This window comes from Streptomyces sp. NPDC042346 (assembly GCF_055581845.1).
In genome coordinates, this window is sequence record NZ_JBVJEH010000011.1 from 308,688 (window position 1) to 329,925 (window position 21,238).

Sequence of the window (21,238 nt, forward strand, 5' to 3'; positions counted from 1 at the left end):
TCAGGCCAGGTCCGGCAGGTTCATCCGCGCAAGCTTGGCCGGGTCGACCACGGCTGTGATGGCGGTGATACGGCCGTCGGTGACGGTGAACGCGAGGACGGAGAGCGGGGTGCCGTCCTCGCGCCAGGAGACGACTCCGGGACGGCCGCCCACGAGGGCTGCCCGGCCCAGGGTGGTCGAGCCGCCGGCGAGCCGCGCGCCGGCGGCGACCTTGGTGGCGCCGAGGGTGACGACCACGCCGCCGGGGGTGTCGACCGCGAGCCGCACCTCGGGGTCGAGCACGCGCAGCAGACCCTCGAAGTCGCCATCGCGGGCTGCTGCCAGGAATGCGGAGACCACGTGGCGCTGTTCCCGGCCTGCGCCGGTCGTCTGCTCGGCTGCCCGGACCTTTCGGCGTGCGCGGCTGGCGAGCATCTTGGTGGCGTCGGTGGACTTGCCGAGGATGCGGCCGATCTCGTCGAAGGGCACCGCGAACAGGTCGTGCAGCACGAACGCCAGGCGCTCGCTGGGCCGGAGTGAATCGAGGACGACGAGGAGCGCGAGCCCGACAGAGTCGGCGAGTACCGCGTCGTCGTCCGGGGCAGGGGCATCGTCGAGCGTCACCGGTAGGTCGGGCAGCCGGTCGTCCAGGGACGCCTCGGGACGTGCCTGGCGCGAGCGCAGGACGTCGAGGCTGATCCGGCCGACCACCGTGGTGAGCCAGCCGGCCGAGCTTCGGCCCGGCACCACACCCGGCCCGGTCTTCCTCGAATCGGACGACCTGCGCGCAGACTTCAAGGTGCTTCGCGACCGCGGCGTGACGTTCGACCAGCCCGAGCCGGAGGACTACGGCTACGGGGTCCGCATCGAGGCTGTGGACCCCGACGGCAACCGGATCTCGCTGCGCCAGCGCGCGGCCTGGCAGAGCCGTGGCGATGGCTGACCGTTCTTGGACCACGGCGTGGCCGGCGCCGGGCGGGCACGTGGCCTCCCGACGGGTCGTCGGGCCGCACGCCGCCATATGAGGAATCCCGTTGGGTTGCTGGGTTCCGGTGCGCTGACTTGGGGCATCTGACCAGGCGAAACATGCGTCAGGGCCCCGCTCGGCATGTGGCGGGATCGTCAACTGGACGGCCGGTGCGCCGAAGGGCCGAACTCGACGTCACGAGTTCGGCCCTTCGGGTTGTTCAGTTCAGCGGTCCGGCTCCTTACACGCCCCTGTCGGGCCCGTACCAGTCCGACTTCTCGTCGTCACCGGACGTGGGACGGCTTTCCAGACGGACCGGGCCGGGGTAGAAGTCGGACTGTCCTGGTTCGAACATCTCCTCCCCCATCAGATACCGGTAGAGCCACTCCGAGAAATCCATTTGGTGTTCATGGAAATCCTGCTCATCCCTGCCGCAGGAGAGGATCCGCCACCGATGGCCTTCGGTCCCGGGAGCCACGAAGACGTATTGACTCCTGTCCGTGGAGGCGAGAGGGATCATTCCGGAACCGCCGCCGAAGATCGGTCCGTCGATTTCGAATCCGGGGCAGGACGCTTCCGGTTCCCATTCGACGTCCTGGAAGTCCTCGATGACGTCCGCCATCCACTGACCGAGCGGAGAGTGGGCGTTCGCCGGATGATCGAGGTACAGGTGACCGTTCAGCTGGATCGGAGCGTACTCGTCGACCAGCCGCCGATAGTCCGGGGGAAGCGGAGCGCCCAGTGCCTCCTCGCACGGTCGCCAGGCGTCATGCCCGGCGAAGACGTGCCGTGGTTCTCCGAGGAGCGCCGTGACGGCCTCGTGATAGTCGACCATCTCGCCACCTATCTCTTCTTCTTCTGCGGGCAGTTCGACGTCCCGACCGTGACGGCGGTCTTGTCCGGATTGTTGTACACGGTGCAGTGCTTCCACTCACCGCTGCCCACGACCGAGTAGTTGTACTCGATCCTCGTGGGGATGCCGCTGCCGGACCTGTCGTAGTACGGAACGACCGAGAGCGTCACTCTCTTGCCCGATTCCAGGGCTCCGCGAATGTCCTTCTCGATCGTGTCGCGGATGTAGGGCGAATTCACCCAGTAGTACTGCGGCACGAGGTTGCGTAGGTCGGTGCCCGATCCTCCTCCGAGGTTCGGGATCAGGTGCCCGTTGTTCGCCTTCTGGCCGGGCTGGCTGTTGATCTCATCGTAGCCCGGTGGACGGAGTCGGTCGTTCGTGTGTGTGCCCGGGCCGTTGGGAAACGCCTTCGTCGTCAGGTCCTTGGAATCAAGGATCCCGTAGACGCCCGTCGCACGGCATTCCTCCCGATGGGAGAACGTGTCCAAGTACCGCTCTCGCGGAAGGTACACCTGATGCCCGTTCTCGCTCCTGCCCGGGCCGTCGTCACATTGGCCGTCCGTCCGGTCCCGCCACTTGTTGTCACCGTCCCCCTGCTTTTCCAGCGCCGGGTCCGGGGAACCGACGACGACCGGCGTGAAGATGGCGATGGCGAGTGCGTCGAGGACGGCCTGGGCCGTGAAGACGGTGGCTGCCGCGGCCGTCGCCTCGGTGAGCACCGTGGCCGTCCCGGCCACCACGAGCGCGATGATCGGGGGCAGATCCGGGGCGGGAATGGGGTTGGGGCCGTTCCAGGGCGGGTCGTACACGGGGACCGGCTGGGTCACCGGCGGCCGCTTGTCGCCACCGCCACGGCCGCCGTGGCTTCCGCCACCACCACCACCGCCACCGCCGCCGCCACCGCCACCGCCCCAGTCACAGCGCCTGCCGCAGATGGATTCCTCGGTCTCCCAGAGCATCTGCCAGCCCCACGCGGAGCTCTCGCCCGCGATCGCCTGCTGACGCTCGTATTCGGCCTGGTTCCAGATGATCATCGCGTGCCCGGTCGGGTCGGTGCCGTTGAGCGGGCTCGCGTTGGCGTAGGTGTAACGGTTCGCCTGGACGGACGGCTCCGGGTCGAGCCGCCAGGTGTCGCGGCTGGTGAAGCCGCTGATCCCCGGCTGGTACCAGCGGGCGGCCATGTTGACCTCCCCGGTGGAGCCGTCCGTCCAGCCCGACTGGTAGCCGAGGGACGGGTTGGTGCCGGTGGACGCGGTCACGTTGCCGAAGGCGTCGTAGGCGCGGGACGAGGAGACCGTGGTGCCGTCCGCGGAGAGGCCGGCGACCACGTCGGTGTGACCGTCGGTGATCACGAGCCGGGCCGAGCCCGGCGTACCGGTCGTGGCGGTGGCGAGCAGCGTGCCGTCGGGCCCGCGACTGTAGGCCGACGTGCCGTCCCCCACCAGGTCGTTGGAGCCACCGTCGTACGTGAAGGCGGTCCCGCCCTTGGTCATGACCCGGTCGAGCGAGTCGTACGTGAAGGTGCTCGTGCCGTTGTTGACCGTGCGCTCGAAGGCGTCGGAGTTGATGACCCGGGTCGTCCCTCCGTCGGTGACCGACTTGATGGTGCCGCGGGCGGAGTAGTCGAAGGTCTGCGTGCCCCAGGTCTGGACGCGGTTGCGGGAGTCGTAGGTGGCGGTGGTGTCACCCTTCTTGGTGAGGTTGCCGGACTTGTCCCACTCGAAGGCGGTGGTGGTTCCTCCGCCGGTCTCCGAGGTCATGCGCCCGGCAAGGTCGTAGGCGTACGTCTCCGGCGCTGCTCCGGCCGTGCCGGTGGTCGTCTTCCTGGTCAGCCGGTCGTCGAGGTCGTACTCGTAGGCCGAGCCCTGGACCACGGCGCCCGTCCCGGTCTTCTTGACGCTGTCGTCCGCGAGCCGGCCCAGGGCGTCGTACGTGTACGAGCGCTTCGCGCCGATCGTGAACGTGCCGCCGGCCGCGGGGCGGGCGTACTCCTGCGCGGTCGGTCGCCCGGCCGCGTCGAAGTCGCTGCGCACCTGAGTACCGGTCAGCGGGTCGCTCGTGGTGTCGAGACGGCCGGCCGGGTCGTAGGTGAAGGCCGTCGTGCCCGTCGCGTCCGTGCGGGACGTCATGTTGCCGTCCGCGTCGTACGCGTAGGCGGACGTGCCCGACGGGCCGTCGCTGCGGAGGAGTTGCCCGCGGTCGTCGAACTCGTAGGTATTGCCCGCGAGGACTCCGTCGCCGCCCACTCCGGTCAGCCGGCCGGCGAGGTCGTACGACAGGGTGCGCGGCCGGGTCGCCACCGCGGTGCCGGAGCCGGTCTCGCCGGTCAGCCGGCCCAGGGCGTCGTACGTCTTGTTGCGCTTGACGTTGCCGGGCAGCAGCGCGGTGACGATCTGGCCGGCCGCGTCGTAGACGTTCGTCCACGTGCGGTTGGCCAGGGCGGGGTGGAGCGTGGTGCTGGGCTCGATGGTCGATTCCGGCAGGCCCCACGCGGTGAAGGTGTAGTACGTCGCCTTTCCGCGACCGTCGGTCAGGCGGGTGCGGTGCCCCGCCGCGTCGTAGCCGAAGGCCGTCGTGATCGAGTCGGTCGCGGTGACCGGTTCGATCTCCTTGGTCATCCGGCCGAGGGCGTCGTAGGTGTAGGTGCGCCGGGCGCCGGTGGCCGAGACCGCCGCGGTGATGTTCCCGTCGTTGTCGTACTCGGTCGCGACCGACCGCAGGACCGTCGTTCCGGTGCCGTAGTCGGAGACCGCGACCGGTCGGCCCGTGACGTCGTACGCCGTGACGGTCTTGCGCCCGGTGGCGTCCTTCGACTCGGTCCGGCGGCCGAGGCCGTCATAGGTGAACCGGGTGATGCCGGCGAGCGGGTCCGTGACGGTCAGGAGCCGGCCGGCCTTGTCGTAGGTCGCCGATGAGCGGCGCCCGCCCGGCGTCGTGGACTCGGTCTGGTTGCCCGCGTCGTCCCAGACGAAGCGGGAGACGAGGTTGGCCGGGGTGGGCCTGCGCTCGATCGTGGTGGCGGTGAGCCTGCGGCCCAGCTCGTCGTAGGTGGACTCGGTGCGTGCTCCTGTCGGGTCGGTCGCGGACAGCGCCAGACCGGTCGGGGTCCAGCTGTAGGTGGAGACGCCGCCGGCGGAAAGGCCGGTGGTGGTGCCGCCGAGGGTGGTGCCCCCCGGAGCCTGGAGCCCCTGGGCGCCGCCGACCTCCGGGTCCGTGGCGCCGACCAGGTTGCTCATCTGGTCGTACCGGTAGGACCGGGTGCGGCCGAGCGGGTCGGTGGTGGAGACCGTGTTCCCGAGCTTGTCGTACGTCGTGCGGGCCACGGCCGTGATCGGCGTCGTGGCACCGGGCGCCGTGTAGTCGGGCAGCGTGACGGCGACGGAGCGGCCCAGCTTGTCGTGCTCCACCCGGGTCACCAGGCCGCGGGCGTCGCGGGTCTCGGTGGCCTCGCCGAAGGTGTTGTAGCCGGTGAGGGTCCTGGGCGTGACGGCCGCGGCCGTACCGCCGTTCTCTTCGGCCTGCACCTGCGGCTGCGTCGTCTCGACCAGGCGGCCGAGGACGTCGTGGCGGCTGGTGGAGGTGTTGCCCCGCGGGGAGACCTCGGTCAGCGGGAGTCCCCGCTGGTCGAAGGTCGCGGAGGTGACCCGGGTCCCGGTGCCGTCGGTGACGGTCGCCTTCTTCGGGTTGCCCAGCGCGTCGTACTCGGTGGTCGACGTGAGCTTCCGGCCCGAGCTGTCGATCGACCGGGTCTCCTCGGTGATCCTGTCGTCACCGTCGTAGGCCGCGGTCGTGACGCGGTTCAGGCCGTTCGGGTCGAACACCGAGCGGGTGACCCGTCCGGTGGCGTCGATCGTGCTGACCGTCGTGCGTCCGCCGCTCTCGGTCCGGGACACCGTGTTGCCCGCGCCGTCGTAGAGCGCCGACTCCAGGACGACGTCCTTCTTGGCGCCGTTGGCCTGGGTGACCTGCTTCGCCGTCGACGTGGCCTTGAGACCGTCGTCGTAGTAGGTGAAGGCGGTGGTGGCGCCCATCGCGTCCGTCGTCGAGGCCGGCCGGCCCGCCGGGTCGTAGGCGTGGGAGACGAGGACCAGATCGCGCGTCAGGCCGGACGGGTCGCCGGTCCAGTTCTTGAGGACCGACTCGGCCAGCTGCCCGCGCTTGGTGAACGCGTGCGTGACGACGTTGCCCTCCGGGTCCGTCTCGCGGATGACCCGGCCCAGCGTGTCGTGCCCGAAGGTCGACTCGTTGCCCGCCGCGTCCGTGACGCTTTCGTTCAGTCCGAAGGCGTCGTAGCGGTACGTCGTGGTGCGGGTGGCGTCGCCGCCGGTGGTGTCCTGCGTCGACTCGGTGAGCAGGTGCCCGTCCGCGTCGTAGGTGCGGGTGGTCTTCGCCGTGTGCGTGACTCCGGTGATCTCGTTCTGGATGCCGGGGCCCGTCTCGGAGACGACCCGGGACATCGCGTCGTACGTGTACGACGCCGTGACACCGCCGGGCGTCGCGTCGGAGACCTGGGTCTCCGTCAGCTTCCGGCCGACGCCGTCGTAGGTGAACGTGGTGACGAGCCCGGAGGGTGCCGTCGCCTTCGCCAGGTCACCGCTCGCGAAGTACGCGTACGAGGCCGTGGCGCCGCCGGTGGTCCTGGTCGTGGCGACCAGACCGGCCGGTGTGGTGCCGCCACCGACCGCGGGCTCGGTGCCCGTGGTGTAGGTGGTCGACTTCGTCCGGCCGTCCGCCAGGGTGACGCTGTCGATCAGGCCGAGGGCCGTGTACGAGGTCGACGTGCGGTAGCGGTCGTCGGCGGGGCCGCTGGACCGGGCGTCACGGACGGCCGTGGGCTTGCCGTTGCGCGGGTCCAGCGGGTCCGCCGCGTTGTGGTGGTACTCCGCGAACGAGGTCCAGCAGGAGTTCGCGTCCCGGCACGTCGTCGTCGAGACGGTGTTGCCGCGCTCGTCGTGCCCCGTGGTGGTCGCGTGACCGTTCGGGTCGGTGACCGTGTGCAGGAAGCCGCCGGTGTCGTACGCGAAGGTCGTGGTGCCGCCCTCCGCGTCCGTCGTGGCGACCCGGCGCTGGCCGCGCACCGCGTCGAAGGTGCTGCTCGTCTGCGCGCCGCCGGGGTCGGTGACCGTCACCGTCGAGGAGAGGGAGGAACCCGAGGCGTTCGTACGGGCGCTGTGGTGCCTGGCGACCTGGTCGGCCGTGAGCGCCCGCGGGTAGACGGCGACCTCGTCGATCCGGCCGGTGAAGTAGTTGACCCCGTCGCCCGGGGACGCGGGCCAGTACTTGGTGTAGCCGGCGCCGATGTAGGCGAGCTTGTTCGTCTCGTGCGTGACCGGCACGTCGGTGGCCTGGGCGACCTGGGCGCCGTCCAGGTACAGCGTCTGGGTTCCGCCCAGGGCGGTCACCACGGCGTGGTGCCACTCGTCGTCCGTCACCGTGTTCGGCGAGGTGTTGGTCGCGCCGACACCGCGGGTGAAGTACTGGCCGTGGAGCTTGTTGTCGGAGCCGACGTACAGGACGGGCGCGTACGCGACGGCGTCCGGGAGCGGTTTCTCCTGGTCACTGAAGAGCACGCCCGGCTTGGTGGTCTTGAACCAGAGCTCGACCGAGAGGTCGGTCTGCGGAAGGTGACCGCCGGCGAGTTCGGCGTAGCCGTCGCCGGCGAACTGCGCCGCCGATCCGTCACCCGGACCGAACGCGCCGGAGGCGCCGAGCGTGGCCTTGGTGTAGGTGCTGGTGCCTCCGGTGACGGCGACCCTGTTCACGGCAGTGGTGCCGCCGGTCTCGTCGAGCTGCCAGTACCCGGAGGGAGCGTCCGCCATGACCGTGCCCCGGTACTGGGTTCCGCTGCCGGAGACCAGGCGGGTGCGGGCCTTGTAGTGTTCCGCGACGGTCTGGGCGCTCAGCTCCTTGGTGTAGAAGGCGGCCTCGTCGAGCCGGCCGTCGAAGTAGCGCGTCGCGCGTGCCTGCCCGTCCCACTCCTCGCTGGAGTAACCGGCGCCGAGGTAGGCGTGGGCAAGGGTCTCCGGCTTGACCACACCGGTCTTCGAGCCGATCTTCACGCCGTCGAGGTACAGCGACTGTCCTGCCGGACCGCCGGTGATCACGGTGTGGTGCCACGTGCCGTCGGCGACGGCGACGCCACCCATGACAGGCCAGCCGGCCGAAGGACCGTCCCACAGATGGCCGCGCAGCTTGCCCTCGCCGTCGACGAGCAGGCTCGCGTTCCACATGGTCGGGGTGGCGCCGAGCTCGGCGTTCTGCAGACCGAGCAGGACGCCACTGGGCTTGTCCGTCTTGAACCACAGCTCGACGGAGAGCGAGGTGGCGTCGCTGATGGACTCGGCCGGAACGGAGATCGCGCCCTTGGCCCCGTCAAGGGTCACCGCGCCGTCGTCGCCGTCGAGGAAGGCGCCGAAGCCACCGAGGGTGACGCCGTCACGGTAGGAGCCGTTGCCGCCGGTCGAGATGTCGTCCAGGGCCGCGGCGCCGCTGCTCTCACCGAGACGCCAGTAGTCGACCGGGCCCGCGCCCCGTACCGCGTTCGCGTACGCCTCGGAACCCGACGCGTAGCGGGGTGCGGATATCTGCCACACGCCGCCGTTCTCGTCGGTGACCTTGGTGGCCCGCTCGGTGTCGCTGTCGTACTCCGCCGTGCCGCCGGTCCGGCCCGAGGGCAGGGTCACCTTCGACAGCTTGGCCGCGCCGGTGCGGGCCGCGTGGTGCGCCCGGACCGAGCCGGCGTCGAGAGCGCGGTGGTAGACCGCGACCTCGTCGATGAGGCCCTTGAAGTAGCGGTTGCCCGTGGCCGCGATCCCGTCCCAGCCGCTGTTGGAGTAGCCCGTGCCGAGGTAGGCGTACGTCTTGCCGGCGTGGTCGACCGGACCCGCGAGGGTCCCCACGGCGGTGCCGTCCAGATACAGCGTCTGGTTGGTTCCGCTGCTCGTGAGCACCGCGTGGTGCCAGGCGTTGTCGGTGACCGGGGCGGTGGAGGTGATGGGTACCAGTCCGCCGTCCGCCTTCTCGAAGGCGCCGCGGAGCTTGCCGGCGGCGTCGATGGCGAGCACCGGGTTGTAGCGGACGGGGGGTGTCGGGCCCACCGGAGCGTCCTGGAAGCCGACGAGCGCCCCGCCGGGCTTGTCGGTCTTGAACCACAGTTCGACCGACAGCACGGTGGACGGGGCCAGGGTCGACTCCGGCAGCTCCACGAAGGAGCTCGTGCCGTCGAAGGACGCCGCCTTGTTGCCGGTGCCCGTCAGGGCGCCTGCGCTGCCGAGGCCCGCGTCACGGTAGTGCGCCGCGTTCATGCCGGTACGGGAGACGGCGTCGCTCCGGGCGGTCTCGCCCTCGCTCTCGCCGAGACGCCAGTAGGCCACCGGATTGGCGTCCTGCACCATGCCCCGGTACTGGGAACCCGCGGTGTACTCGTACACCGTGCACGCCGTCGTCGACGTGGGCGGGCAGACCTTGACGAGCTGGTCGCCCTGGTAGGTGTACGACCAGACGAGGGCCGGGGCGGACGGGCCGACCGCGTCGGTGGAGACGGACGCGACGTGCGCGCCGCTCCAGGTGAACGTCAGCGACCGCTTGGACGGCGCGTCGGTCGCCTTGGTGAGCTTGCCGCCGGTGTAGGTGAGGAGTTGCTCGCGGGCGTGAGCGTCCTTGACCTTGGTCAGCAGGCCGGTCGCGTCGAAGGTGTACAGCGCCGCGGACGCGTCGCGGAGCGTCCAGCCCCCGCCGGAGACGGCGGTCAGAACGCCCTGCGAGCCGGAGGGTGCGCTGTAGCTGTTGTCGGCGTTCTTGCCGAAGCGGACCTGGGCGCCGTTGGCGAGGGTGATCACGACGCTGCCGTCGGGCTCCGGGGCGGCCCGCATGTCCCAGCGGGTCGCCCAGCCGGCGCCGAAGGCGCTGGTCCTGCGCGGGTCCTGCGAGTTGTACGTACGGGTGACCGCGAGCTCCGGGCCGACCGAGGGCACGGCGGCGTCCGTCGCGGCCGTGGCGTAGTTGCCGGACCGCTCGTCGAAGCGCCGTCCCGGGGCGGCACCGCCCAGGTGGGAGGTGATGAGGGGCTGCGGGACCTGCGTGGTCAGGATCGAGGGCGTGGTCCGGGCGGACTGGTCCTTGCCGTCGTTGGCGTAGCCGTACCAGGCGTAGGTCTTGGCCCAGTTCAGCCAGCCGGACGGAACGGTCCAGCTCTGCGAGGCCGCGTGCGTGTTGCCACGGCAGTTCTTCCGGGTGTCCCTGCCTTCGACCTCACACACCTCGAACTGGTACGTGAGGGAGCCGGGGGACTTGTCCATGTCGGTGGCCGAGAGCCACAGCGTCGGCGTCAGGGTGTCGACGAGGGTGCCGCTCGGCGGCGCCGCCCCGGTGAGGTAGGGCGGTGTGTTGACGGCGTCGAAGGTGATGGCCACTCCGGGGACGCCGTCGGCCGCGAAGCTCGACACGCCGTACTCGTCCATCGTCCACACCAGCGTGTAGCGGCCGGGGGCGAGCGGGGCGATCTTGGCGTCGACGGTCGCGGAGGCGCCGGGTGCCACGTCGTAGGGCATCGGCGTCCACCGGATCTTGCTCCAGTAGTCACCGCCCACCATGTTGCCGTTTCCGTCGTACAGGTCGTAGCGCAGCTTGTAGTTGCTGCCCTTGCCCCAGGTCTCCCGGCCCCGGTTGGTGACGGTGATCTTGAAGGCGCCCTCGGTCGTGGCCGTCATCGGCTGGACCCACTGGCCCAGCTGGTAGGTGGCGCCGTACTTGGTCCAGGTGACGTCGAGCCGGGGGTTGCCGTTCGGGTAGTCGTCGGAGCCGAACTGCTTCCACGCGGAGGAATCCGAGGTGGAGGCCCGAAGCGCGAGGCCGTAGTTCGGCTTGCGTCCGTGGGTCCAGTCGTCGATGAGCTGACGTCCACCGGCGCCCAGGTCGATGCCTTCCCAGGCGGGCTTCCCGCAGGGGAACACCTGGCCGTCGTTGCTCCACCCGTGAGCGAAGCTCTTCGAGGCCAGGGCGTCACCGGTGGCCGGGCCCGGCCACGCGGAGGTCGAGGTCTCCGACCAGTTCGAGGTGATGGGATGCACGGTCACCGGACGCGCGGTGCACGAGTAGGACCAGGTGTTGAAGAGGTTGAGCTGTGCGCCCAGCACCCACGCGTTGCTCAGCGAGCTGCTGACGCCGTCGAAGCGCAGGAAGGACGCGGCCCGGTTCCCTCCACCGTTGGACGTGCCCACCTTGAGCACCGTGTCGGAGGAGAAGTTCTGGTTGTACGAGGCCTGGACGTACGTGCCGGACGACGCGCCCTCACGCGTGGCGGAGGGGTCCACCTTGACGGGGAAGACCCGTTCCGGGGCCGAGAGCCACTTCTTGTCCAGGGAGACGACCAGGACCTGGCGGCCGCCCTCCCGCACGAGGTCGTAGCCGACCCCTGAGGAGATGACGCCCTCGTGGGAGTTCGGGGCCTGGCGGGAGTCCTCCATCCAGCCGGCGGGCATCCAGCCCTGCCGGCGGCCCGAGCCGTCGACGAAGGCGACGCCGCCGTGGCCGTCGAGCTGCGCCGTCAGCCCTTCGAGGGCCAGCGGGAACCGCCACCGGGTGGGGGCGTCGGCGCTCTTGAGGATGAGCGTCTCCTTGACCGAGCTGCTGCCGGCGATGAGTTCCACGTCCGCGGAGGGACGGGCCTCGGGGTAGGTGATGACACTTCCGGCCACCTTGCCCCGCGTGTGCGCGACGCCCTCGATCCCCCATCCGATGGCGGCGGAGTCGTTCACGCCGAGCCGGACCAGGGTCCGCGCGTCGGCGTACTCGGCAAAGCGCAGCCGTTCCTCGGTGGAGCGCGGTTCCCAGTCGGCGCCGGAGCCGGTCACGGCGCGCGTCCCGGTCTGCGACGTGCGGGCCAGAGCGGTGTCGATGCCCTTCCATGTCCCGTCGGAGGAGCGGAAGTTGACCGGCTCGTTGTAGTAGCGGGTGGTGAAGGTGCCGTCCGGGTTGGCGAAGGTGCGGGCGCGCTCGGTGCGCTTGGCCGGCACTTCGGTGCTGGTCTTCGCGTCGAAGCCCTTCGGCGGCGCCATGGTGGGCGCCGGGACCTTCGCGAACGGAATCCTCGACGGAGGCTTCGCGGCGCCTCCCCGCCCGGGCGGCGCGGTGCCGCCGTCCGGCGGGAGTTCGCCCGGCGCCTTCAGCGGGCCGCTCCGTCCCCCTCCCGCCGCCGCGTCGGTGGCGTCGCCGGCGGCGCTGTGGCCGCGCCAACGCGCCGATCCCCATTGCTGTTCCGGCAGTTCACCGGGACTGGAGCCGGGTTGTGCGATGTCCCATCGGTTCACCGCTAGTGCGGCCTGTTCCGTACCCGCCAGAGTGGCCATGACGAAGGCCACCAGGAGTACCAGTGGTCGCGCTGTGCGCACGGATGTCCCCCATGTAGATGATCAGTGGGGTTGTCCTATCTACTTTCACAGCGAACTCACAACATTCGGCCGGAATTTGACGCACCATGCACGGTCCCGGGTGTGCCGAACCGAACTCCGATTGCCCGTATACCTCGACAAACAACCCCATGACAACCCTCCCCTGGTGGTGAAGATCACTCATCAAACAGGTCGGGGTGCGCCACGCCTCACGGCCTCGGTCCCGCTTGCCATGCACCTCGACCGCGTGCTCAAGCCGCATGGAGCGGGCCTTGTCCCGGCCTTGGGCGCACACGCGCCGTCGACGCTCAAGTGAATCTTTAGCGGGCGGTCCCACTGTGGGGAGTCAGCAACGCCTCAGCCCGCTTCCGCCGATCTGGAGCCCCAAGGTGATCACCGACACCGACCTCACCCGTCGCCTCCTGCCCGGTGACGGGCCGGGAGAGTTCTTCCTGCCGCCGCTGCCGCGGCTGCTGCCCGCGGGCTACCACCCCGACGCCGCCCGCATCGAGATCGCCTCCAACGGCTGGGTGCGGCGGATGCTGGCGGACTGCTTCGACTCCGAGGAGTCGCTGCTGTTCTTCCTGCGTCAGCGCAACGGGATCTACGGGCCGCTGACGGTGCCGTACGCCGAGACGGGCAGGGCCCAGAACATCGCCGACTGGTACCAGTTCGTCACGGTGATCGACAGCTTCGTCTCCGACGAGGCGGCACTGGGCGCCGACCACGCGGCGGCCGCCGAGACCTTCGCCGCCGTCGTCGCCGACCTGCGCGAGGGCGGGGTCGGCGGCCCGGCCGCGAGCCTGTACGGCCGCGCCGCCCAGGACCTGTGGCGGCGTATCGCGGCCGGGATGAGCGCAGGGCAGGTCGATCGGCTCGTCGCGGCCCTCGAGGCGTTCCTGCGCGGGTGCGCGGAGGAGATCCGCAGCAAACTCGACAAGCGGGTACCGCAGTTCGAGGCGTGCATGCGGGTGCGGGTCGACAGCTTCGGGTGCGAGTTCTTGGAACTGCTCACCGAGTACGCGGCCGAGGTCGACATGAGCCGGGCCGCCGCAGAGGGCCTGTTCGACGAGGTCCACCACCACGGCATGCGGCAGCTGATCCTCGTCAACGACCTGCTCTCGTGGCGCAAGGAGTACGCCCAGCAGGACACCATGACGACCGTCCGCGTGCTGTGCGAGGTCGAAGGGCTTGAGCTGCAGGACGCCGTCGACCGGCTGTGCGCCCTCGTGGAGCACCACGAACGCGCCTACATCGCGGCACGCGACGCGGTGCTGGCCGGCCCCCACGGGCACGGCGAGGACGTCCGCGCCTATCTGTCGGGGCTCGACCATCTGATCGGCGGAAGCCAGGAGTTCGAGTATCTGACACCGCGCTACTTCGGCGACGGCTCGGTGTGGGACGGCTCGACCTCCGGCTGGATCAGTCTCACCGCGTCGGTGGCCCGCTTCCGTGACGCACCCGCTGCCCCGCCGAGCACCCGACCCACCCGATCGCTGGTTTGAGGAGCGCCGTGACCACCGTCCCGCCACCGCCCCGCACGATGTCCTACGCGCTCGCGCCCGGGGCCCTGCCCCTGCTCGGCCACGCCGTGCCGCTTGCCCGCCGACCGCTGGAGTTCCTGACCGGGTTGCCCCGGCACGGGGATCTGGTGGAGGTCCGGCTGGGGCGCCGCCAGGCCGTCATGGTCTGCCACCCCGAGTTGATCAAGCGTGTGCTGCTGGAGCCGCGAACCTTCGACAAGGGCGGGCCGCTGTTCGAGAAGGCCGAGCAACTCGTCGGCAGCGGGCTGTTCGCGGCGACCTGGGAGCCGCACCGCAGGCAGCGGCGGATGATGCAGCCGGGCTTCCACAAGTCGCGGATGCCCGGGTACGTGGCGGTGATGCGGCAAGAGATCGCGGCGCTGCTCGACGGCTGGGCCGACGGCCAGGAACGCGACGTACGCGACGAGATGCACACGGTGACGCTCCGCATCGCCTCGCGCACCATGTTCACCAACCCGATGAGCGGGCGCGCCGCGGCCGAGGTGCAGGAGTGCATGCCGATCATCAACCGCGGCGTCTACAAGCGGATGGTCGCGCCGACCTCGCTGCTGGAGAAGCTGCCCACCCGGGAGAACCGTGAGTTCCAGCTCGCGCACGAGCGGATGGAGCAGGTCGTCGACGAGACGATCGAGCAGTACCGCAGTGCGGGCGTCGACCATGGCGACCTGATGTCGATCCTGATCGGCGCGGTCGACGAGGGCTCCGGGCAGAACATGTCCGAGACGGAGATCCACAAGCAGGTCATGACGCTGCTGGCCGGCGGCATGGAGACGACGGCGAACGCGATCTGCTCGGCCCTGCACCTGATCACCGAGCACCCCGAGGTCGAACGGCGGCTGTGCGCGGAGCTCGACGAGGTGCTGGCCGGCAGGCCGCCGGAGTTCGAGGACCTGCCCCGCCTGCCGTATCTGTACCGGGTGCTGTACGAGACCCTGCGGATCCGTCCGCCGGTGTGGCTGCTGACCCGGATGACGACATGCGACACCGAGCTGGGCGGCCACCGCATCGGCCGGGACACCATCGTGCTGCTCAGCCCCTATCTGCTGCACCACAACCCGGACCTGTTCGCGCGGCCCGAGACGTTCGACCCGGACCGGTGGCTGCCGGAGCGCGTCGACGACATCACCGAGGCTGCCATGCAGCCCTTCATCATGGGCAACCGCAAGTGCATCGGTGACAAGTTCGCGCTGAACGAGGCGATGATCGTCATCGCGACGATCCTGTCGGGCTGGTCGCTGCGGATGATCCCGGACGCCAAGCGGGTCTCGCTGCCCGAGGCGACGCTCGGCCCCGGCCCGATGCCGATGGTGCTGCACCGCCGCGCTGCCGCGCATGACACCCCGGCGCCCTCGGCCCGACCGGGCGAATGCCCCTACCAGGGCGGGCGTTCATGAGCTGGGCCGCTGCGGCACCGGCCCAGGCCCCGCACGGGCTGCCGGTCGTGGGCCATGCCGTGCAGTTGTGGCGGCGCCCGCTGCCCTTCCTGCGTGAGCTGAACGGGCGCGGCGACCTCGTGACGCTGCGCCTGGGCCGCCACCGCGCCTATCTGGCGTGCGGCATCGACGCGGTGCGCACCGTGCTGCACGATCCGCGGACGTTCGACAAGGGCGGCCCGCTGTTCGAGAAGGCCCGGCTGCTGGTGGGTGACGGTCTGGTCAGTTCGGACTTCGCCACGCACCGCAGGCAGCGCCTGCTGATGCAGCCCGCGTTCGGCACCTCGCGGCTTCCCGGCTACACCGGGCTGATGGCCGAGCGGATCGACACGGCGCTGAACCGGTGGCAGCACGGCCGGACACTGGACGTGGGCCGGGAGATGCACACGCTGGCCCTCGAGGTCGCGGCACGGACGATGTTCGGTGCCCAGCTGGGCGAGCGGGCCGTCACCGAGGTCGTCGCGAGCATGCCGCTGGTCATGCGGGGCGTCTACCGGCGCATGCTCGTCCCGGCCGACTGGGTGCACCGCCTGCCGCTGCCCGCCAACCGCCGCTTCGACCAGGCCCGGGCCACGATGCACCGCGTCATCGCCGACACCGTCCGCTCCTACCGTGACGCCGGGAAGGACCACGGCGACGTCCTGTCGATCCTGGTGAGCTCCCGCGACGAGCACGGTTCGTCACTGAGCGACGCCGAGATCCACGACCAGGTCATGACGCTGCTCATCGGGGCGACCGAGCCGCCGGGCTCCGCGCTGACCTGGGTGTTCCAGCTGCTGTCGGAGCATCCCGAGGCCGAGCGCGCCCTGCAGGCCGAGGCCGACGACGTGCTGCGCGGCAGGCCGGCCCGCGCCCTGAGCGCGGCGGACCTGGCGCGCCTGGAACACACGCGGCACATCGTGCTCGAGGCACTGCGGCTCTACCCGCCGGCGTGGCTGCTCAGCCGCGTCGCCACCAAGGACACCGACCTTCTGGGCCATCCGGTGCCCAAGGGTGCCACGGTGCTGTTCAGCCCGTACCAACTCCACCATGACCCGGACGTGTTCCCGCATCCTTCGCGCTTCGACCCGGGCCGCTGGCGCTCCCCCTCCCCCGCCGCCCGCGCCGCACTGCTGCCCTTCGGGGCCGGCAACCGCAAGTGCATCGGCGACGAGGTGGCCCTGACGGAACTGTGCCTCGCGGTCGCCGCCGTGGCGTCCCGGTTCAGCCTGCGGGCCGTTCCCGGTACGACGGCACGGCCCCTGGTCCGTGCTTCGCTCGGTGCCGAGCACGTTGTGCTGAGAGTCGAAGCACGTACCCCCCGCGGCGCGGCCACCGGCGGCGCGTCGGTCGGGTCCCGGGCGGTGGCGTCATGACCCAGACGACACTGCCGGCCCGTCTCGTGGACGCCCCCCTGCGCCCGCCCGTCGAGGGCATGCGGCCCACCGCGGCGTACGGTGTGCTGGCCGGGCGGCTGGGAGCCGCCACCGTGCACGCGGACCTGCGGGCCTGCCTGGAGGGCATCGACACCGTCGTCCGCGCCGCGCCGCTGGTCATCCCGCCGGCGATGGCCGACGTCTTCTCGGGCGGCAAACGGCTGCGTCCGCTGCTGGTCCTGGCCGTCGCGCACGCCGCCGGCCCGCCGTCGGCGAGCACGCGCGGCCGCGCCGTCAGCGGTGCCCGCGCCGTGGAACTGCTGCATCTGGCAAGTCTCGTCCACGACGACATCATGGACGAGGCGGTGACCCGGCACGGGGTCGCGACCATCAGCGCACGGGCCGGCAACAGCCGCGCCCTGCTCACCGGCGACTACCTCATCGGCCACGCGCACGCCGCCGCTTCCGGCCTCGGCGCCGAGGCCGGAACCCTCCTGGGCCACACCCTGGTGCGGCTGTGCGAGGGCCAGGCCGAGGAAGCCTCCACACTCTTCGACGCCGACCGCGGTGAACAGTCGTACTTCAGGGCGATCGGCGGGAAGACCGGTGCCCTGATCGACGCGGCGTGCCGCACGGGCGCGCTCGCCGCAGGACTGGACGCCACCACGACCCGGGCCCTGGGGCGCTTCGGCCACCATCTCGGCGTGGGGTTCCAACTCCTCGACGACATGCTTGACCTGACGGCGAGTCAAGCCTCCACGGGCAAGCCGGTGGGGCACGACATCGCCAACGGCGTCTACACCTACCCCACGCTCTGGGCGCTGCGCCGCGACCCCGGGCTGCGGCGGCTCCTGGAGGAACTCGCCCGGTGCGAAGGGCCACGCACCGGGCCGGCCGGCGAGGCGGCACACCGGGTCCGTGCCTCGGGTGCGCTCACCGCGACCCGGCGGGCGATCGCCCGCCGGCGTGAACGCTGCCTGGGAATCCTGGACGAGGCGGTCGACGGAATCGGCCCCGAAGGCGTCGGCCTGCTGGCCGATCTCGCCATCGCCGTCCTGAGCCACCGCGGCGTCTGACCGCAGGACAGGGGGCGGTGAGGGTCCGAGACCCCACCGCCTCCACCGTTCTTCCCGCTCTTGCCTCTCTCGCCGTCTTCACATGCCGATGCGCTCGGTGCGGGACCCCGGCTGCAAGCCCGAGTTCCCGAACCCCGAGCACCGCTGACCGGACGTCAAGGGCTCTGGAGGGCGAACAGGCCACCCTCGTTTTGGATTGTCGGAGGATCATCAATACGATCCGGCGATGATCACGAGAAAACGGCTGGCGACCGGGGCGGTCGCGCTGCTCGCCGTCCTGACCGCCGCGCTCCTGCCGACGAGCGCGGCCGCCGACGAGCCGGTGGCGAAGGAATCCCCCAAGGTCGAGCTGGTCCTCGACGTCAGTGGGTCCATGCGGGCCAAGGACATCGACGGCAAGTCCCGCATGGCCGCGGCCAAACAGGCCTTCAACGAGGTCCTCGACGCGGTGCCCGAGGAGGTCCGGCTCGGCATCCGTACGCTCGGCGCCGACTACCCCGGGCCCGACCGCAAGCGGGGCTGCAAGGACACCCGGCAGCTCTACCCGGTCGGCCCGCTCGACCGGACCGAGGCGAAGACGGCCGTGGCCACCCTCGCCCCGACCGGCTGGACGCCGATCGGTCCGGCGCTGCTCGGCGCGGCCGAGGACCTGGAGGGCGGCGACGCCACCCGCAGGATCGTGCTCATCACGGACGGCGAGGACACCTGCGCCCCCCTCGACCCCTGCCAGGTCGCGCGGGAGATCGCGGCGAAGGGCATCCACCTCGTCATCGACACGCTGGGCCTCGTGCCGGACGCCAAGACCCGGCAGCAGCTCACCTGCATCGCGGAGGCGACCGGAGGCACGTACACCTCGGTCCACCGCACCGACGAACTCTCGCGCCGCGTGAAACAGCTGGTCGACCGCGCCGCCGACCCGGTCGTCACCCCCGTGGGCACGAAGGGTGCGGCGCGGTGCGTCGACGCCCCGCAGCTCAAGGCCGGCCTGTACACCGACCGCGAGACCTTCGGCGAGCACCGCTGGTACCGGGTCGACCTGCTGCCCGGCCAGGAGCTGCGCGCCTCCGTCAGCGTGTCGGCCGACCGGGCCGTCAACAACGACTACGGGGTGCTGCTGCGCGCGGTCACCCTCCACGGCCGGGAGATCGTCCGCGGCTCCGAGGCGGGTGACGGGCGTACGGACGTCATCTCGACCGGCCTGCGCTACCCGAAGCCGGACCTCGACGACGCTCCCGGGGACGCCAAGCCGGCCGCCGAGACCGTCTGTCTCCAGGTCAGCAACTCCTTCTCCGCTCCCCCGTCGGTCAAGACGACGCCCGGCATGCCGATCGAGCTGACGGTGGACGTCGTCGACGGCCCGTCGGCCGCCTCGGACGTGGCCGCCTTCGGTCTCGGCCGGGGCTGGTGGCTGCTCGGCGTGCTCGTGCTCGCCGGGTTCCTGGCCGGTCTGCTCTGGGGCTGGGTGTCCCGCTGGCGCGTCGCTGTCTGGAGGACCAACTGATGCGTACGGTACGCATGCTCGCCACGGCCGCCCTCGCGGGCGCCGCGCTCCTCGGTCTCGCGGCGCCGGGCGCCTCGGCCGACACCACCCCGACCGCGGACCCGAGCGCGAGCGCCGGGCCGACGGAGGCCGGGACCACGTTCCGTACCGCCGCGAGGTTCCTCCCGGGGCAGCAGGCCACCGCGCAGGCCGCCACGGGTGACTACCTGTACTGGGTGTTCCCGGCGGACACGGGGCAGCGGCCGACGGTGAACGCCACGGTCACGCTGCCCGACGCGGCGCTGCGGCACGGCCCCACCACCTGGCGGGTCGACGTCTACGACGGGCTGCGGCGACGTCAGCCGTGCATGTACGGGACCCAGTCCCGTACGGCCGGCAAGGAGACCGCGTCGGTGGCGCTCGCCTGTGTGCTGCGGCCGGTCCGCGCCTCGGCCGACGCCTGGGCGAACGACCCGCTGCCCGGCAGCTACTACGTCCGGCTGACCGTCACCGGCCTGTCGGACGAGGACCTCGGCCAGCCGTTCACGGCCAGGGTCGGGGTGACCACCCTCGACAAGGGCGGCGCCTACGCCACGGACGGCTCGCTCGCCGCGCCGCTCGTGCCGGGGGCGACCACCGCCGACCAGGCGGAGGCGGACGCCGACGCGGGCCGGCCCTCCGCCGTGGAGGCCGCGGCCCCGGAGGACGGCTGGTCCTCGGGCTGGTGGTCGGACCGCTGGATCTGGACCGTGGCGGGCGGCGTCCTCGCGGCGATCGCAGGCGTCGGCGGTTTCGTCCTGACGCGCGGCTCGGGCCGCCCGTCCCGGGTCCCGCCGGCCGTCTGAGCCGACCCTTCCGTCCGTACGAAGGCCCCCACCGCCCTGGCGCGGTGGGGGCCTTCGCACACTCCGGCCGCACTCAGGAGGAGGTCCGGTGAGCGGGGAAGCCGTGGGCGCGGGCTCCCGCGACGACGGCGACGACGGGGACCAGGAGGAGCAGGACGCTCCAGGGGAGGGCGCCCGCGCCGAGGGCGCCGAGGAGCAGGCCGCCCGCGAGACCGCCGGCCGCCATGGCCGCGTTCCAGAGGCTGACCAGCATCGTCTGGGCGGTGTCGGCGGCGTCCCCGCCCGCGTCGGCGACGGCCGTCTGGAGCAGTGTCGGCGCCCCGCCCCAGCCCAGGCCCCACAGCCCGGCGGCCACCAGGACGAGCGCGGTGCTCCCGGCCGGTACGGCGAGGGCTGCGGCCCCGACGGCGACGAGGAGGGTCCCGGCGAGCGTCAGGGCCCGCAGCCTGCGGTCGATGTACCGGCCGGTGATCCAGATCCCGGCGAGCGAGGCCACGCCGAACACGAGCAGGACGAGCCCGGTGGAGCCGCCCAGGCCGAGGTGGCCGAGGTAGGCGGCGACGTAGGTGTAGAGGACGGTGTGCGCCAGGACGAGGGCGAAGGTGACGGCGAGGACCGGCAGGACGCCGGGGACCTTCAGCGTCCGAAGGACGGGGGCGCGTCCGCCGCGGCCCTCGCCCGGCAGGTCGGGCACGGCGAGCGCGATCCAGGCGAGGAGTCCGGCGGCGATGACGGTCATGGCGGTGAAGGCGGCCCGCCAGCCGATGGCGGCGCCGAGGAAGGTGCCCGCCGGGACGCCGAGCGAGAGCGCGAGCGGGATGCCGGTCATGGCGACGGCGACGGCCCGGCCCTGGAGGTGCGGCGGGGCGAGGCGGCGCGCGTATCCGGCGAGCAGGGCCCAGGCCACCCCCGCGGCGACGCCGGCGAGGAAGCGGGCGCCCATGGTGAGGGCGTACGAGGAGGAGACGGCGGTGACCGTGTTGGCGGCGGCGAATCCCGCGACCGAGGCGAGCAGCAGGCGCTTGCGGCGCCAGTCGGCGGTGCGGGCGGCGAGGGGAACGGCGGTGAGGGCGGTGCCGAGGGCGTAGACGGTGACGGACTGGCCGGCGGCGGCCTCGCCGACGCCCAGGTCGGCGCTCATGCCGGGCAGGACGCCGGCGGGGAGGGTCTCGGTGAGGCTGGTGACGAAGACGGCGGTGGCGAGGGCGAGCAGGGCGGGGAGGGGAAGTCGGTCGGAGTGCTTGGGGTGGCCGGGGGTCGTCGTGGCGGAACCGGCCGCCACTGTCGCGTGGTTGCTCATGGACCTATGCTCGAACCC

General features: G+C 71.5%; 11 protein-coding genes. 7 read left to right on the forward strand and 4 right to left on the reverse strand.

All coding sequences use genetic code 11. The features are described from left to right. A complete protein-coding gene (locus ACZ6K0_RS35135) occupies positions 1-729 on the reverse strand; it encodes a sigma factor-like helix-turn-helix DNA-binding protein (protein ID WP_469230313.1) in 729 nt (242 codons plus the stop codon). A gap of 67 nt (positions 730-796) precedes the next feature. Between ACZ6K0_RS35135 and ACZ6K0_RS35140 the strand changes: the two genes are divergently transcribed. Beyond that, complete coding sequence (locus ACZ6K0_RS35140) at positions 797-922, forward strand: hypothetical protein (protein WP_469230311.1); 126 nt, start codon at positions 797-799, stop codon at positions 920-922. A gap of 265 nt (positions 923-1,187) precedes the next feature. Here ACZ6K0_RS35140 and ACZ6K0_RS35145 read toward each other — a convergent pair whose 3' ends face one another. Next, positions 1,188-1,781, reverse strand: a complete 594-nt coding sequence (locus tag ACZ6K0_RS35145; protein ID WP_469230309.1) for an SMI1/KNR4 family protein — start codon at positions 1,779-1,781, stop codon at positions 1,188-1,190. Between the two features lie 8 nt (positions 1,782-1,789). Further along, positions 1,790-12,187: a LamG-like jellyroll fold domain-containing protein gene (locus ACZ6K0_RS35150; RefSeq protein ID WP_469230307.1), complete on the reverse strand. Its 10,398-nt coding sequence runs from the start codon at positions 12,185-12,187 to the stop codon at positions 1,790-1,792. Positions 12,188-12,576: 389 nt separating this feature from the next. Here ACZ6K0_RS35150 and ACZ6K0_RS35155 point away from each other — a divergent pair, with 389 nt between their 5' ends. From ACZ6K0_RS35155 to ACZ6K0_RS35180, 6 genes are all read left to right on the forward strand, one after another. Further along, positions 12,577-13,692 (forward strand): terpene synthase family protein, encoded by a 1,116-nt coding sequence (locus tag ACZ6K0_RS35155; RefSeq protein ID WP_469230305.1) that lies wholly within the window; start codon positions 12,577-12,579, stop codon positions 13,690-13,692. Positions 13,693-13,700: 8 nt separating this feature from the next. Beyond that, positions 13,701-15,125, forward strand: a complete 1,425-nt coding sequence (locus ACZ6K0_RS35160; protein ID WP_469230303.1) for a cytochrome P450 — start codon at positions 13,701-13,703, stop codon at positions 15,123-15,125. Continuing rightward, complete coding sequence (locus ACZ6K0_RS35165; protein WP_469230299.1) at positions 15,122-16,519, forward strand: cytochrome P450; 1,398 nt, start codon at positions 15,122-15,124, stop codon at positions 16,517-16,519. The genes ACZ6K0_RS35160 and ACZ6K0_RS35165 overlap by 4 nt, the downstream gene beginning before the upstream one ends. Continuing rightward, on the forward strand, positions 16,516-17,595 hold the full coding sequence (locus tag ACZ6K0_RS35170; RefSeq protein ID WP_376404110.1) for a polyprenyl synthetase family protein: 1,080 nt from the start codon (positions 16,516-16,518) through the stop codon (positions 17,593-17,595). Before ACZ6K0_RS35165 ends, ACZ6K0_RS35170 begins: the two co-directional genes overlap by 4 nt. Positions 17,596-17,821: 226 nt before the next feature. Next, positions 17,822-19,096 (forward strand): VWA domain-containing protein, encoded by a 1,275-nt coding sequence (locus ACZ6K0_RS35175; RefSeq protein WP_376404113.1) that lies wholly within the window; start codon positions 17,822-17,824, stop codon positions 19,094-19,096. Further along, positions 19,096-19,920: a hypothetical protein gene (locus ACZ6K0_RS35180; RefSeq protein ID WP_469230298.1), complete on the forward strand. Its 825-nt coding sequence runs from the start codon at positions 19,096-19,098 to the stop codon at positions 19,918-19,920. The genes ACZ6K0_RS35175 and ACZ6K0_RS35180 overlap by 1 nt, the downstream gene beginning before the upstream one ends. Positions 19,921-19,993: 73 nt before the next feature. Here ACZ6K0_RS35180 and ACZ6K0_RS35185 read toward each other — a convergent pair whose 3' ends face one another. Next, positions 19,994-21,220: an MFS transporter gene (locus ACZ6K0_RS35185; protein ID WP_469230296.1), complete on the reverse strand. Its 1,227-nt coding sequence runs from the start codon at positions 21,218-21,220 to the stop codon at positions 19,994-19,996. Positions 21,221-21,238: the final 18 nt, after the last annotated feature.